Raw genomic sequence first — 13,789 nt, 5'->3', positions numbered from 1 at the left:
CGCCCGCGGCGAGCGCTTTCCCATTTCTCGCGTGCTATCCTGAGAAAACGTTTCCTGAAGGAGTGAGATGAGTCACCGCCGGTATGCCCTCGTCGGTGCGGGACACCGCGCCCAGATGTACGTCGACGCGATCATCGGGCGCTACTCCGACGACGCCGCCCTGGTTGCCATCTGCGAGCCGAACCCGGTGCGCGCGCAGTACTACGTCGACCGCGTGGTCGAGGCGGGTTTCCCCGCTCCCGCGGTCTACGGGCCCGACGATCTCGAGACGATGGTCCGCGAGCAGCAGGTCGACCGCGTCGTGATCTGCGCCCGCGACGACCTGCACGCGCCGCTGATCGTGCGCGCGCTGGATGCCGGCGCCGACGTCGTGGTCGAGAAGCCGCTGACCATCGACGGGCCCTCCGCGGCGGCCATCGAGGACGCGATCGACCGCACCGGCCGCGAGGTCGTCATCACCTTCAACTACCGCTACTCGCCGCGCAACTCGGCCCTGCGCCAGGTCATCCAGGACGGCACGATCGGCGAGGTCACCTCCGTCGACTTCTCGTGGGTGCTCGACACCAAGCACGGCGCCGACTACTTCCGCCGCTGGCACCGCGAGAAGGAGCACTCCGGCGGCCTGCTCGTGCACAAGGCCAGTCACCACTTCGATCTCGTGAACTGGTGGATCCGCTCCGTCCCCCGCCGCGTGTACGCGTCCGGCGCGCTGCGCTTCTACGGCGCCGACAACGCCGCCGCGCGCGGCCTGGGCGAGCGCCCGGCCCGCGGCACCCACGACGGCGGCGATGCGTTCGAGCTCGACCTGCGCGACGACGAGCGTTTGAAGGCCCTGTACCTCGATGCCGAGCAGCACGACGGCTATCTGCGCGACCGGGACGTGTTCGGCGGGGGCATCACCATCGAGGACAACCTCGCGCTCGTCGTCGACTACGCGTCCGGTGCGACCCTGAGCTACTCCCTCAACGCCCACTCCCCGTGGGAGGGCTACCGCGTCGCGGTCAACGGAACCCTGGGCCGCGCCGAGCTCGAGGTCGTCGAGCGCGGCGCCGTGCTCGCCGACGAGGGACTGCACCCGGTGCTCGACCCGTCCGCCAGCGACGCCGGCACCACCGGGTCCCTCCGCCCCGAGGGCGAGCGGCTCCTCGTGCAGCGCCACTGGGAAGCCGCCTACGAGGTGCCCCTCGAGGGCAACAGCGACGGCCACGGCGGCGGCGACGCGCTCCTGCTCGCCGACGTCTTCGAAGGACCGGGCGACGACCCGCTCGCCCGCCCCGCCGACTGGCGCGACGGCGTGCGCTCCATCGCGGTCGGCATCGCCGGCAACCGCTCGCTCGCGACCGGCCTGCCGGTGCAGGTCGCCGAACTCGGCATCCGCTTCCTCGCCGCCGACGCGGCGAGCGCCGCGGCCGTGCGGTCATGACGCGCATCGCGGTCACCGGCGGCGCCGGGCGGTTGGGCCGCAGTCTGGTCGCCGGACTCGCCGCAGGCGGGCACGAGCTGGTCTCGCTCGACCGCGCGGTGTCCGAGGCCGCCGAGCTGGAGGCCGTCGAGCAGATCGCGGTGGACCTGACCGACACGGATGCCGCCACCCGCGCGATCGCCCGTACCCGGGCCGACGCCCTCATCCACCTCGCCGCGATCGCCGTGCCGTTCAGTGCGCCCGAGGACGTCATCCTTCGCACGAACGCCACGATGGCGCTCAATGTGATGTCCGCGGGCGTGGCCGCCGGCATCCCGAAGATCGTGACGGCGTCGAGCCCCACCGTGCTCGGCTACAACTCGCCGACCGGCTGGCTCCCCGATCGCTTCCCGCTCGACGAGGAGACGACGCCCAAGCCCTGGAACGCGTACGCGCTGTCGAAGCACCTCGCCGAGCAGACGATCGCGATGCTGGCCCGCCAGACCGGCGACGCCACCCGGTTCGCCGCGTTCCGGCCGTGCTACGTGATCGCGCCCGAGGAGTGGCAGGGCGCTCCCACCCAGCAGGGCCACACGGTGCGCGAGCGCCTCGCCGACCCCGCCCTGTCGGCGCCCGCCCTCTTCAACTACGTGGATGCACGCGACGTCGCGACGTTCATCGACACCCTGCTCGTCGCGCTCCCCGAGATCCCCGACGCCGAGGTGTTCTTCGTCGGCGCCGAGGACGCGCTCGCCCGCCGGCCGCTCGCCGAGCTGCTGCCGCGGTTCGTCCCGGGCTCGGAGCAGCTTGCGGCCCATCTCACCGGCACCGCCCCCGCGTTCTCCAATGCGAAGGCCCGCCGCGTGCTGGGCTGGCGGCCCGCCCACACGTGGCGCGGCGAGCTCGGCGAGCCCGCTGCCGACGCCGGCCCCGCGATCGGCCACGACTCCGCCCCTGCCCCCGACCCCGCCCGAAAGGACGTGCTGGCGTGAACTTCGACGGCATCCTCTTCTTCCCCGTCACCCCGTTCGACTCCGACGGCCGCGTCGACGAAGGACTGCTGCGACAGCACCTCGACACGACCCTCCCCCACGCCCCCGGCGGCGTGTTCCCGGCGTGCGGCACCGGCGAGTTCCACGCCCTGTCCACCGACGAGGCGACCCGCGTCGTGCAGATCGCGACCGAGGCCGTCGCCGGCCGCGTGCCCGTCGTCGCCGGCACCGGCGGCCCGCTCGGCCACGCGACGACGCTCGCCCGCGCCGCCGCCGACGCCGGAGCCGACGCACTGCTCGTGCTGCCGCCGTACCTTGTCGGCGGCCCGCAGGCCGGACTCGTCGCCTACGTGGAGGCGGTGGCGGCAGCATCCGATCTTCCCGTCGTCATCTACCACCGCGGCACCGCGCAGTACTCGGTCGACTCGGTGCGCCGCCTCGCGCAGAACCCCAAGGTCGTGGGGTTCAAGGACGGCGTCGGCGACGTCGGCCTCGCGCAGCAGATCGTGCGCGCCGTCGCAGCCGAGGGGCGCGAGGATTTCGCGTTCTTCAACGGGCTGCTCACGGCCGAGCTGACGCAGGGCGCGTACCGCGGCATCGGCATCCCGCTGTACTCGTCGGCGGCGTTCGCCATGATTCCCGAGGTCGCGAACGCGTACTACCGTGCGTACGTCGACGGCGATGAGGCGCGACGCGCCGCGCTGCTCGACGGCTTCTACTCGCCGCTCGTGAAGCTGCGCGACGAGACTCCGGGCTTCGGCGTCTCGCTCATCAAGACCGGCCTGCGTCTGGGCGGGCTGCCCGTCGGCTCGGTGCGCGCGCCCCTCGTCGACCCGACCCCCGCGCAGGAGGCGCGCCTGGCCGAGATCCTCGAGGCGGGACGAGCGCTGCTGTGACCACCGCCACCGCCGCCGGGTCGCCCCGCACCACGATCGCCTCGTTCGACGCGCGCCTGCTGCGCGTGCCGCTGACGCGCCCGTGGGCATCCGACGTGACGTCGGTGGGCGTCGTCGCGACGCACGTGGTGCGCTCCGACGGCGCCGAGGGCTGGGGCTTCTCGTGGACCCCGCAGATCGGCGCCGAGGCCGTCCATGCGCTGCTCGCGCACGACATCGCCGCGTGGGCCATCGGGCGCTCGGCCGAGCCGGGCGAGGAGTGGCTGCCGCTCTGGCAGCACCTGCACGAGGCCGGCGGCGGCGGGATCACGACGATCGCGATGGCCGGGCTCGATCTCGCGCTCTGGGATGCCGCGGCGCGCGCCGACGATCGGTCGGTGGCGCAGTGGCTCGGCCCGCAGCGCCCCGCGGTGCAGGCCTACGGGTCGGGGGTGAACCTGCACTACCCGCTCGACGAGCTCGTCGCCCAGGTGCGACGCTGGGTCGACGCCGGCTTCGACGCGGTGAAGGTGAAGGTCGGCAAGCCCGACGTCGCCGAGGACCTCGAGCGCATGAAGGCGGTGCGCGACGTGCTCGGCCCAGACCGCCGGCTCATGATCGACGCGAACCAGCGGTGGGAACTCGACCGTGCGACCCGGAACCTCGAGGTGCTCGCCGAGGTCTCGCCCGCGTGGATCGAGGAGCCGCTTCGCGCCGACGACCTGTACGGCCACTACGAGCTGTCGAAGCGCCTGGCGTCGTCGAGCGGCATCCCGATCGCCGTCGGCGAGAACCTCCACAACGTCTACCGGTTCGACGACTTCCTGCGTACCGGTGCCGCCCAGATCGTGCAGCCGAACATCGTGCGCGTCGGCGGGATCACGCCGTTCCTCGGCATCACGGGCATCGCCGGCGCCTACGGGGCGGCCGTGCACCCGCACCTGTTGCCCGAGCTGTCCGGCCAGCTCGCCCTCTGCCTGCGCTCCGTGCCGGGCGTGCCCGAGCCTCTCGTCGAAGACGTCGAGGACGCGGGCTTCGGCGCACTCGGTGCGCTGCGCGACCCGTCGCCCGTCCGCATCGCCGACGGCACCCTGACCGAGGTCGCACACGTCGGCCTCGGCATCCGCTTCTCCTGACCTCGCCCTCATGACCCCGCCATCCCTGCTCACCTGTCACGAAATGCTGCGCCGACCAGCAGGTTGTGACAGGTGAGCGGTATTCGCTCCGGCTCGAAGGATCACCCATGACCACGACCACGACCACGACCACGACCACGACGACCACGACCGAACTCGACGCCCTCGCGCAGGCCGCTGCCGCGGCAGCGCCGATCTGGCGGGCGACGGATGCTGCGACCCGCGCGTCGTGGCTCCGCGCGGCCGCCGACGCGCTCGATGCGCACATCGACGAGCTCGTCGCGATCGCCGACGAGGAGACCCGCCTCGGCGAGACGCGCCTGCGCGGCGAGGTCGGACGCACGACCGGCCAGCTGCGCCTGTTCGCGACCGTCGTCGAGGAGGGCTCGTACCTCGAGCTCACCGTCGACGACGCCGACCCGACGGCGACCCCTCCCCGCCCCGAGCTGCGCCGCATGCTCACCGGCGTGGGCCCGGTCGCGGTCTTCTCCGCGTCGAACTTCCCGTTCGCGTTCTCGGTCGCCGGCGGCGACACCGCGTCGGCCCTCGCGGCCGGCAACCCCGTCATCGTGAAGGCGCACTCGGGCCACCCGCGCCTGTCGGAGCGCACCGCCGCCATCGTCGCCGCGGCGCTCGTCGAGGCCGGCGCGCCCGAGGGCTCCCTCGCCCTCGTCGAAGGTCGCGAGGCGGGCAACGCGCTGGTGCAGCATCCGTCCATCCAGGCCGCGGGCTTCACCGGCTCGCTCGGCGGGGGGCGCGCGCTGTTCGACCTGGCCTCCGGCCGCCCCGACCCGATCCCCTTCTACGGCGAGCTCGGCTCGGTGAACCCCGTCGTCATCACCCCGGCCGCCGTCGCAGCCCGCGGCGAGGCGCTCGCGCAGGGCCTCGTCGGATCGTTCACGCTCGGCGTGGGCCAGTTCTGCACCAAGCCCGGCGTCGTGTTCGTGCCCGAGGGCGCCGGCTTCGAGCACCTCGTCGCCGGCTTCGCGGCCGGTGCCGCCGGCGGCCCGCTGCTCACCGACCGCATCACCGCGGCCTTCCCGTCGGGCATCGAGCACCTCGAGGCCGACCCGTCGGTGTCGGTGGTCGCCCACGGCCTTCCTGCCGAGGCCGGGTCGGCGCAGCCGGTCGTGCTGTCGGCGGATGCCGCGGCCGTCGCCGCGCGCCCCGAGACCCTGCTCGAGGAATGCTTCGGGCCCGTCACGCTCCTCGTGCGCTACTCCTCCGACGAGGAGCTGCACGCCGCCCTCGAGGCCGTGCCGGGCTCGCTCACCGCGACGCTGCACTCCGAGTCCGGCGACGATGTCGCAGACGTGCTCGAGGTGCTCACCCGCAAGGCCGGACGCGTGCTCTTCGCCGGCTGGCCGACCGGCGTCGCGGTGACGTGGTCGCAGCACCACGGCGGTCCGTGGCCCGCGACGACGTCGCTGCACACCTCAGTCGGAGCGACCGCGATCCGCCGCTTCCTGCGGCCCGTCGTGTTCCAGGACGCCCCCGAGTCGCTGCTGCCCGAGGTGCTGCGCGACGAGTCCCTGGCGCGCCTGCCGCACCGCCGCAACGGCGTGCTCCACACGGGCCGCTGACGGCCCGACGACCCGCGTTCGTGCGCCACGGATGTACGCCCGCATGCGGGTGTCGCGTACATCTGTGGCGAACGAACGATTCACCGTCGGCGGCGGCTGCCGTCGGCGAGGGGGCCGTCAGCGGGCCTCGAGCGCGCGGGCGAGCCGCGCGCCGGCCTCCTCGAGCCACCGCGCGGTCTCGGCCATCGCGGCCTGGCCCGAGCCCGCGAGCTCGGTGAGCGAGGCCGTGGCGGCGAAGCCGGAGGTGTCGGCGTCCGCCGCGATGCGGCCCGCGACGAGCGCCACCGGCACGCCCGATGCCCCCGCCACGGCGCCGACATGAGCGGGCACCTTGCCCGCCGCGGACTGACCGTCGTACGAGCCCTCGCCCGTGACGACGACGGATGCTGCCGCCACCGCCGCGTCGAGACCCACGAGCTCCGCGACCGCCGCCGAGCCGGGCACCAGCTGCGCGCCCCACGCGAGCAGCCCGAACCCGGTGCCGCCGGCGGCGCCCGCCCCCGGGGCGTCGGGATCGGCGTCGACCAGCCCGGCCAGCCGCGCGAGACCGGCGTCCAGCACCGCGATGTCGTCCGGCAGGGCACCCTTCTGCGGGCCGAACACCGCGGCGGCTCCGCGCGGGCCGAGCAGGGGATTCGTCACATCGCTGAGCACCGTCACACCGCCGGGCGGAAGCGGCGCGAGCCCGGACAGGTCGGCCGCGGCCACCGGGCCGAGACCGCGTGCGCCGGCCGCAACGGGCCGGCCCGCGGCATCCGTGAATCGCGCTCCGAGGGCGGTGAGCATGCCGGTGCCGCCGTCTGTCGACGAGCTCGAGCCGATGCCGAGCACCAGGCGTGACACTCCGTGCCCGAGGGCGGCGGCGATCGCCTCGCCGAAGCCGCGGGTGTGGGCGTCGAAGGCGCGCAGGCGCGGCGGGGTGCCGAGCAGCTCGATGCCACTCGTGTTCGCGAGTTCGACGACGGCGGTCCCGCGCGGTGCGTCGGGTGTCGGCGGCAGCAGGACCCAGGACGCCCCGACGGGCTCGTCCTCGGGGCCGGTCACGGTCACCGGCATGCGCCGCGCGCCCGGCACCGCGGCCGCGAACGCGTCCACGGTGCCCTCACCGCCGTCGGCCATCGGCATCAGGCGGATCTCGCTCGCGGGAAGCTCGCGGCGCCACCCGGCGGCGAGCGCCTCGGCGGCGGCCGCCGCGCCGATCGTCCCCTTGAACGAATCGGGGGCGATCACGACGGTGTGGGCCATGGCGTCATTCTCCTCGGGCATGCGCGGTCTTGTCGTTTCCGACCCGAAGCCGAGCGGGAAAGCGTTATCCTGCAGATCATGGTATCCATGGAGCGACCGGAAGCCGAGTCCACCCCGCCCCGCGCGGTGATCGCCACCGGCACGGGCAGATACGCCGACCCGTGGCATCCGTTCCCCGCCACCTCCGCCCGCATCGCCGACGCGCTGCGCGCCGACGGCTGGGAGGTCACGGTCGACGACGACGTCGACCACGCTCTCGCGCATCTCGACGGGTTCGACCTGCTCGTGGTGAACGCCGGCGACCCGTGGCGCGAGGGCGCGACCGAGCTCGGTCACCGCGCGGACCCCGCCGCCGACGCCGGCCTGCGCACCGCGATCGCCCGCGGCATCGGGCTCGTCGCCGTCCACGCCGCGCTCTCGAGCCTGCGCGACCACCCCGCCTGGCGTGAGGCCATCGGAGGCGAATGGCGGCCCGGAGTCTCATGGCACCCGCCGATCGGCCACGCCCGGGTGCGGGTCGTCGACGGCGACCATCCCGTGAGCGAACGGATGCCGCACCTCGACGTCTTCGACGAGCGCTACAGCGACCTCGTGGTCGACGACCGCGCACGCGTGCTCGCGGTGCACGACGTCGACGACGACGAGCACCCGGCCGTGTGGGTGCGGGAGCAGCCGACACGTGCGGTCGTGTGCTCGCTCGGACACGACGAGCGCTCGTACGACGCACCGGGACACGTCGCGCTGCTCCAGCGCGCGGCACGCTGGGCGGCGCGCGCCTGAGCCGCGTGCGCAGACCGGGCAGAATGGATGCGGCGCCGCTCGGCGCATCCGCCCCCACCTGAATCCGGAGTGACATGTCCTGGCTCGTGACTGGAGGCGCCGGCTACATCGGCGCCCACATCGTCCGTGCGCTCGCAGACGCGGGCCTGACCTCCGTCGTCATCGACGACGTCTCGAGCGGGCACCGGTCGTTCGTGCCCGAGGGCGTGCCGTTCGTGCAGGGCTCGATCCTCGACGCCGACCTCGTCGAGCGCACCCTCCGCGAGCACCAGGTCGTGGGCGTCATCCACCTCGCCGGCTTCAAGTACGCCGGGGTCTCGGTGCAGCGCCCGCTGCACACCTACGCGCAGAACGTCGAGGGCACGCGCGTGCTCCTCGCCGCGATGCAGGCGGCGGGTGTCGCGAACCTCGTGTTCTCGTCGTCGGCCGCCGTCTACGGCACCCCCGACGTGCCGCTCGTCACCGAGGACCTGCCCAAGCGCCCCGCCTCGCCCTACGGCGAGTCGAAGCTCATCGGCGAGTGGCTCATCCGGGACCAGGCGATCGCGACGGCCGCGTCGGAGCACGCCCTCCGCTACACCGCGCTGCGCTACTTCAACGTCGTGGGCTCGGGCGACCCGTCGGTCTACGACAGCAGCCCGCACAACCTCTTCCCGCTCGTGTTCGAGGCGCTGCTCGCGGGAAACACGCCCCGCATCAACGGCGACGACTATGACACCCCCGACGGGACCAACGTGCGCGACTACGTGCACGTCGCCGACATCGCCGCGGCGCACGTGGCGGCCGCACAGCGCCTGCTCGCGAACCGCCCGATCGAGCCCGCGTACAACCTCGGCTCGCAGAACGGGCTGAGCGTCCGCCAGATCATGGACGCGATGGCCCGCGTCACGGGCATCGACTTCACGCCCGAGATCGCACCCCGCCGGCCGGGCGACCCCGACCGCATCGTCGCCACGGGCGAGCTCGCCGCCCGCGATCTCGACTGGAAGAACCGCTACACCGTCGACGAGATGGTCCGCACCGGCTGGGAGGCCCGCAAGGCCGCAGGCTCCTCTCGGTGAGCGGAGGGCGCTGCGGCGCCCGAAGACGACACGCCTCGAACCCGCGTTCTGCGCCGGGTCCGGGGCGTTTCGTCTCGCTTCGCTCGCTCAACGACCGGAGGGCGGAGCGGGCGCGGTGCTCTCACGCACGACGAGACGGGTCTGCACCGTCTCGAACGCCGCGGGCGCGCCGGCCTCGATGCCGTCGATGAGCGCGGCCACCGCACGGGCGCCGAGGGCGTCGAAGTCCTGGTGCACCGTCGTGAGCGGCGGGCGGTAGTCGGCGGCGTCCGCGACGTCGTCGAAGCCGACCACGCTCACGTCTGCCGGCACCGAGCGGCCCGATTCGGCGACGGCGCGCAGCGCGCCCAGTGCCATCTGGTCGTTGGCGGCGAACACGGCGGTCGCGCCGGCATCGAGAAGGACGGATGCTGCGGCGAAGCCGGACGCTGATGTCCAGTCTCCGCGCACCACGGCCGGCACCGGCGCCTGGGCCGCCGTCAGCGCTTCGCGCCAGCCGCGTTCGCGCTCGCCAGCGGCGAAAGATCCTTCGGGCCCGGCGAGGTGATGCACGGTGGTGTGGCCGAGTGCCAGCAGGTGCTCCGCCGCCGTCCTCGCGCCTCCGGCGTGATCCGTCTCGACCACCCCGAACCGCTCGTCGCGGGGCGAGTCGACGACGACGAGCCGCAGGCCGGCGGCACGCACATCCGTCTCCCGCACCCGCTCGGTCGCCTCGTTCAGCACGATGGCCCCGTCCACGCCCTGCTCGGCGAGCCGCTCGAAGGCCGCAGCGACGTCGCCGGCGGCGCCGAGCGTCACGACCGTGAGCGCGTAGCCGCGGGTGGCTGCGGCATCCGCCACCGCCTGCAGCATGCGGGAGTTGCCCACCGAGGCGAGCGTCGACACGACGAGTCCGACGGTCTGCGTGCGGCCGGTGCGCAGGGCCCGGGCCGCGCGATGCGGACGGTAGCCGAGCTCGCTCATCGCCGCCTCGACGCGCGCGCGGGTGTCGGGGTCGACGCGGGGGCTCGCGTTCACGACGCGCGACACGGTCTGACCTGATACGCCCGCGCGCTCCGCGACGTCCGCCATCGACACGCGCCTGGCTGTCATGCCTCACCCCGATCCGCCGGATGCCGTCGACGTCGCATCGGGATGCAGCATCCGTGTTGACGATAACATAGCCGACTTGCTACCGTGTTGACGTGAACACGCCTCAGGACGACACCGTGGTGTCCGCCCGCGACCTGCCCGCCGAGATCCTCGGCGCCGGCGTCGTCAAGCGCCCGACCCGCCTCGCGGACGGGCGCGAGCTGATCTACTACGACGACCCTGAGACGACGCTCGGTCCCGACCGCGCGGTCGACGCACGCGAGCTCGCACCCAGGCCTGAGACAGCGACCATGCGCCGCGACGTGCTGACCGGCGACTGGGTGTCGATCGCCGCGGCACGCCAGAACCGGGCCTTCCTGCCTCCGGCGCACCTCGACCCGCTCGCACCGCAGGCGCCGACGAATCCGTCGGAGATCCCGTCGCTGTACGACGTGGCCGTCTTCGAGAACAAGTCGCCGTCGTTCGGCCCCGCGCTCTCCATCGCACACGGCGACGCCCCCGCCGGTGTCGACGCTCCCCGCGACCTCGACGACCTCGTCGCCCCCGGCCTCGGCCGCACCCGCACGAGCGTGGGCCGCTGCGAGGTCGTGTGCTTCAGCCCGGAGCACTCCGGCTCGTTCGGCACGCTCTCGGCCACCCGAGCCCGCACCGTGATCGAGGCGTGGGCCGACCGCACCGCCGCGCTGTCGGCGCTGCCCGGCGTCGAGCAGGTCTTCCCGTTCGAGAACCGCGGCGAGGCGATCGGCGTGACGCTGCCCCACCCGCACGGCCAGATCTACGCGTACCCGTACCTCACGCCGCGCACGACGAGCCTGCTCGCGTCGATCGACCGCGAGGGTCCCGACCTGTTCGCCCGCATCCTCGAGTTCGAGCGCGCCGGCGAGCGCGTGATCCTCGAAGGCGAGCACTGGACCGCGTTCGTGCCCTTCGCGGCGCGCTGGCCGATCGAGATCCACCTGCTCCCGCACCGCCACGTCGCGGACTTCGCCGAGACGACGAACGCCGAGCGCGACGAGCTGGCACCGCTCTACCTGCGGCTGCTCCGCGGCGTCGACGCGCTCTACGACTCCCCCACTCCCTACATCGCCGCCTGGCACCAGGCGCCGGTGCACCGCGGCCGCGACACCGCGCGCCTGCACCTGCAGCTCACGTCGCCGCGCCGCGCGGCCGACAAGCTCAAGTTCCTCGCCGGATCCGAGGCCGCCATGGGTGCCTGGATCGGCGACATCCCGCCCGAGACGGCCGCGGCGAAGCTGCGCGACGCCGTCGCATCCATCCCCGAGGAGACCCTGTGACCGCCACCGACATCCGCACCGCCGCCATCGCCCGGGCCCTGTTCGCCGCCCGCTTCGGCGCAGATCCGGTCGGCACGTGGTCGGCGCCCGGACGCGTGAACCTGATCGGCGAGCACACGGACTACAACGACGGCTTCGTGCTGCCGTTCGCCATCCAGCACCGCACCCACGTCGCCCTCGCCCCGCGCGCCGACGGCGTCTTCCGCGTGCGCGTCGCCTCGACGTTCGACGACGCGACCGTCGAGGTCGCGCTCGACGAGCTCGACGCGCTCTTCCCCGCGCAGCGCGACGATGTCCCCGAGTGGGCCCGCTACCCCCTGGGCGTCGCGTGGGCGCTGCTCGCAGCATCCGGAACCGATCCCTCCACCGTCACCGGCGTCGACCTCGCGTTCGCGTCCGACGTGCCGGTGGGTGCGGGCCTGTCGTCGTCGGCCGCGATCGAGGGCGCGACCGCCGTCGCCCTCGCCGACACGTGGGGCATCGACCTCGACCGCGTCGCACTCGCGAAGGTCGGCCGTCGCGCCGAGAACGAGGCCGTCGGCGCACCGACCGGGATCATGGACCAGATGGCGTCGCTGCTCGGCCGCGCCGACGCCGCCATCTTCCTGGACTGCCGCTCCCTCGACGCGCAGGTCATCGACCTCGGCTTCGCGGAAGCGGGCCTCGAGCTCGTCGTCATCGACACCGGCGTGAAGCACTCCCACGCGACCGGCGGCTACGGCGAGCGCCGGGCCGCGTGCGAGCGGGGTGCCGCGGCGCTCGGCGTGCCCGCGCTCCGCGACGTGAGCGTCGACGACCTCCCGCGCCTCGCGGAGCTCGTGGACGAGGTCACCTTCCGCCGCGTGCGCCACGTCGTCACCGAGAACCAGCGCGTGCTCGACACGGTGCGGACGCTCCGCGAGCAGGGGCCGACCGCGATCGGCGACCTCCTCGTCGCCTCGCACGCGTCGATGCGCGACGACTTCGAGATCTCGGTGCCCGAGCTCGACACCGCGGTCGAGGCGGCACTCGCGGCCGGCGCCGTGGGCGCCCGTATGACCGGCGGCGGCTTCGGCGGCGCCGCGATCGCACTGGTCGCACACGATCTCGTCGACGCGGTGACGGATGCCGCCACCGCCGCCTTCGCGGCCGCCGGCTTCGCCGCCCCCACGATCTTCACCGTGACGCCGTCGGCCGGGGCCGCGCGCGACTGACCCCCGCCAGAATCGCGAAAGGGCAGGTTTCCGCACGCCGGACTTGCGGAGAACCACCCTTTCGCGATTCCACGGCTGAACGCCGCGTGAACGTCCGTGACGCGCGAGGGCAAGATGCTGGCGATGACGGATGCTGCGGCCTAGCGTCGGACGAAGGGCCGCGGCATCCGTTCGCGGTCCGGAAGGAGCGATCGTGGCGTACATCACCGTCGGGACCGAGAACTCGGTCGACATCGACCTCTACTACACGGACCAGGGGCCGTCCGACGCGCAGCCCGTGGTGCTGATCCACGGCTTCCCCCTGAACGGCGAGTCGTGGGGCAAGCAGCAGGCGGCGCTGCTGGATGCGGGCTACCGGGTGATCGCGTATGACCGCCGCGGATTCGGGCAGTCGAGCAAGGTCGGCTCGGGGTACGACTACGACACGTTCGCCGGCGACCTGCACGCCCTGATCGAGGACCTCGACCTCCACGACGCCGTGCTCGTGGGCTTCTCGATGGGCACGGGCGAGATCGCGCGCTACCTGTCGCGCTACGGCAGCGGCCGCGTGGCGAAGGCGGCGTTCCTCGGGTCGCTCGAGCCGTATCTGCTCAAGACCGACGACAACCCCGAGGGCGCCGGCCCGCAGGACTTCTTCGACGGCATCGCGCAGTCGGTGCGCGAGGACCGGTACGCGTTCATCGCCGGGTTCTACAAGGACTTCTACAACCTCGACGACACGCTCGGCTCCCGCATCTCGCAGGAGGCGCTCGACGCGAGCATCCAGGTCGCGACGTATGCCGGCAACACGGCGCTGGCCGCGGCGCCGCTGACCTGGCCGACGGACTTCCGCGCCGACATCCCCGCGATCGACGTGCCCGCGCTCATCCTGCACGGCACCGCCGACAACATCCTGCCGATCGACGTCACGGCCCGCCGGTTCAAGGACCTCCTGCCGGACGCGACCTACGTCGAGCTCGAGGGCGCGCCGCACGGCCTCCTCTGGACGCACGGCGCCGAGGTGAACGAGGCGCTCCTGGCGTTCCTCCACAGCTGACAGACGGGGATGCCTCGGCTCCGCGCCCGCGAGGGCCAGGTGCCGAGGCATCCGTGCGTCGTGCCGATGTGTCCCCCAGGGAGGCGTGTCTCCAAAACC

Annotated in this window: 12 protein-coding genes; 10 read left to right on the top strand and 2 right to left on the bottom strand. The window is 73.4% G+C overall.

Features of this window, described 5'->3' with window-relative positions:
• Positions 1 to 67 precede the first annotated feature (67 nt).
• The 5 genes from ACFQ7C_RS09365 (at position 68) to ACFQ7C_RS09345 (ending at position 5,988) form a co-directional block, all read left to right on the top strand.
• A complete protein-coding gene (locus tag ACFQ7C_RS09365; RefSeq protein WP_378899497.1) occupies positions 68 to 1,423 on the top strand; it encodes a Gfo/Idh/MocA family protein in 1,356 nt (451 codons plus the stop codon).
• Positions 1,420 to 2,394 (top strand): NAD-dependent epimerase/dehydratase family protein, encoded by a 975-nt coding sequence (locus ACFQ7C_RS09360; RefSeq protein WP_378899494.1) that lies wholly within the window; start codon positions 1,420 to 1,422, stop codon positions 2,392 to 2,394. Before ACFQ7C_RS09365 ends, ACFQ7C_RS09360 begins: the two co-directional genes overlap by 4 nt.
• Positions 2,391 to 3,290 carry a 5-dehydro-4-deoxyglucarate dehydratase gene (locus ACFQ7C_RS09355; RefSeq protein ID WP_378899491.1) on the top strand — a complete coding sequence of 300 codons (900 nt, stop codon included), beginning with the start codon at positions 2,391 to 2,393 and terminating at the stop codon, positions 3,288 to 3,290. The genes ACFQ7C_RS09360 and ACFQ7C_RS09355 overlap by 4 nt, the downstream gene beginning before the upstream one ends.
• On the top strand, positions 3,287 to 4,405 hold the full coding sequence (locus ACFQ7C_RS09350) for a mandelate racemase/muconate lactonizing enzyme family protein (protein WP_378899488.1): 1,119 nt from the start codon (positions 3,287 to 3,289) through the stop codon (positions 4,403 to 4,405). The genes ACFQ7C_RS09355 and ACFQ7C_RS09350 overlap by 4 nt, the downstream gene beginning before the upstream one ends.
• Positions 4,406 to 4,512: 107 nt before the next feature.
• Positions 4,513 to 5,988: an aldehyde dehydrogenase (NADP(+)) gene (locus tag ACFQ7C_RS09345; RefSeq protein WP_378899485.1), complete on the top strand. Its 1,476-nt coding sequence runs from the start codon at positions 4,513 to 4,515 to the stop codon at positions 5,986 to 5,988.
• Positions 5,989 to 6,105: 117 nt separating this feature from the next.
• On the opposite strand, the gene ACFQ7C_RS09340 is transcribed toward ACFQ7C_RS09345, so the two are convergent.
• Positions 6,106 to 7,233: a glycerate kinase gene (locus tag ACFQ7C_RS09340; RefSeq protein ID WP_378899482.1), complete on the bottom strand. Its 1,128-nt coding sequence runs from the start codon at positions 7,231 to 7,233 to the stop codon at positions 6,106 to 6,108.
• Between the two features lie 87 nt (positions 7,234 to 7,320).
• On the opposite strand from ACFQ7C_RS09340, the gene ACFQ7C_RS09335 reads away from it, so the two are divergent.
• The gene (locus ACFQ7C_RS09335; protein ID WP_378899479.1) at positions 7,321 to 8,013 is read left to right on the top strand and encodes a ThuA domain-containing protein; all 693 of its coding nucleotides are present in this window, start codon (positions 7,321 to 7,323) and stop codon (positions 8,011 to 8,013) included.
• A 74-nt stretch (positions 8,014 to 8,087) separates the two neighbouring features.
• The gene (gene galE, locus ACFQ7C_RS09330; protein ID WP_378899476.1) at positions 8,088 to 9,074 is read left to right on the top strand and encodes a UDP-glucose 4-epimerase GalE; all 987 of its coding nucleotides are present in this window, start codon (positions 8,088 to 8,090) and stop codon (positions 9,072 to 9,074) included.
• A gap of 87 nt (positions 9,075 to 9,161) precedes the next feature.
• On the opposite strand, the gene ACFQ7C_RS09325 is transcribed toward galE, so the two are convergent.
• Positions 9,162 to 10,166: a LacI family DNA-binding transcriptional regulator gene (locus ACFQ7C_RS09325; RefSeq protein ID WP_378899473.1), complete on the bottom strand. Its 1,005-nt coding sequence runs from the start codon at positions 10,164 to 10,166 to the stop codon at positions 9,162 to 9,164.
• A 134-nt stretch (positions 10,167 to 10,300) separates the two neighbouring features.
• On the opposite strand from ACFQ7C_RS09325, the gene galT reads away from it, so the two are divergent.
• The 3 genes from galT to ACFQ7C_RS09310 all read left to right on the top strand — a co-directional run bounded on the left by galT (position 10,301) and on the right by ACFQ7C_RS09310 (position 13,690).
• Positions 10,301 to 11,461, top strand: a complete 1,161-nt coding sequence (gene galT, locus ACFQ7C_RS09320; RefSeq protein WP_378899600.1) for a galactose-1-phosphate uridylyltransferase — start codon at positions 10,301 to 10,303, stop codon at positions 11,459 to 11,461.
• A complete protein-coding gene (gene galK / locus ACFQ7C_RS09315; protein ID WP_378899470.1) occupies positions 11,458 to 12,654 on the top strand; it encodes a galactokinase in 1,197 nt (398 codons plus the stop codon). Before galT ends, galK begins: the two co-directional genes overlap by 4 nt.
• Before the next feature lie 193 nt (positions 12,655 to 12,847).
• Entirely contained in the window at positions 12,848 to 13,690 is an 843-nt protein-coding gene (locus ACFQ7C_RS09310) for an alpha/beta fold hydrolase (RefSeq protein ID WP_378899467.1), read from the top strand.
• The last annotated feature ends 99 nt before the right edge of the window (positions 13,691 to 13,789 follow it).

Source organism: Microbacterium sp. NPDC056569 (genome assembly GCF_042793475.1).
GTDB lineage: Bacteria > Actinomycetota > Actinomycetes > Actinomycetales > Microbacteriaceae > Microbacterium.
Note: the sequence above shows the minus strand (reverse complement) of the source record. Positions and strands in the feature narration are given on the sequence as shown.

Coding starts and splice junctions, on each gene's coding strand:
- ACFQ7C_RS09365 (WP_378899497.1), top strand. CDS start 68: ATGAGTCACCGCCGGTATGCCCTCGTCGGTGCGGGACACCGCGCCCAG.
- ACFQ7C_RS09360 (WP_378899494.1), top strand. CDS start 1,420: ATGACGCGCATCGCGGTCACCGGCGGCGCCGGGCGGTTGGGCCGCAGT.
- ACFQ7C_RS09345 (WP_378899485.1), top strand. CDS start 4,513: ATGACCACGACCACGACCACGACCACGACCACGACGACCACGACCGAA.
- ACFQ7C_RS09340 (WP_378899482.1), bottom strand. CDS start 7,233: ATGGCCCACACCGTCGTGATCGCCCCCGATTCGTTCAAGGGGACGATC.
- ACFQ7C_RS09335 (WP_378899479.1), top strand. CDS start 7,321: ATGGAGCGACCGGAAGCCGAGTCCACCCCGCCCCGCGCGGTGATCGCC.
- galE (WP_378899476.1), top strand. CDS start 8,088: ATGTCCTGGCTCGTGACTGGAGGCGCCGGCTACATCGGCGCCCACATC.
- ACFQ7C_RS09325 (WP_378899473.1), bottom strand. CDS start 10,166: ATGACAGCCAGGCGCGTGTCGATGGCGGACGTCGCGGAGCGCGCGGGC.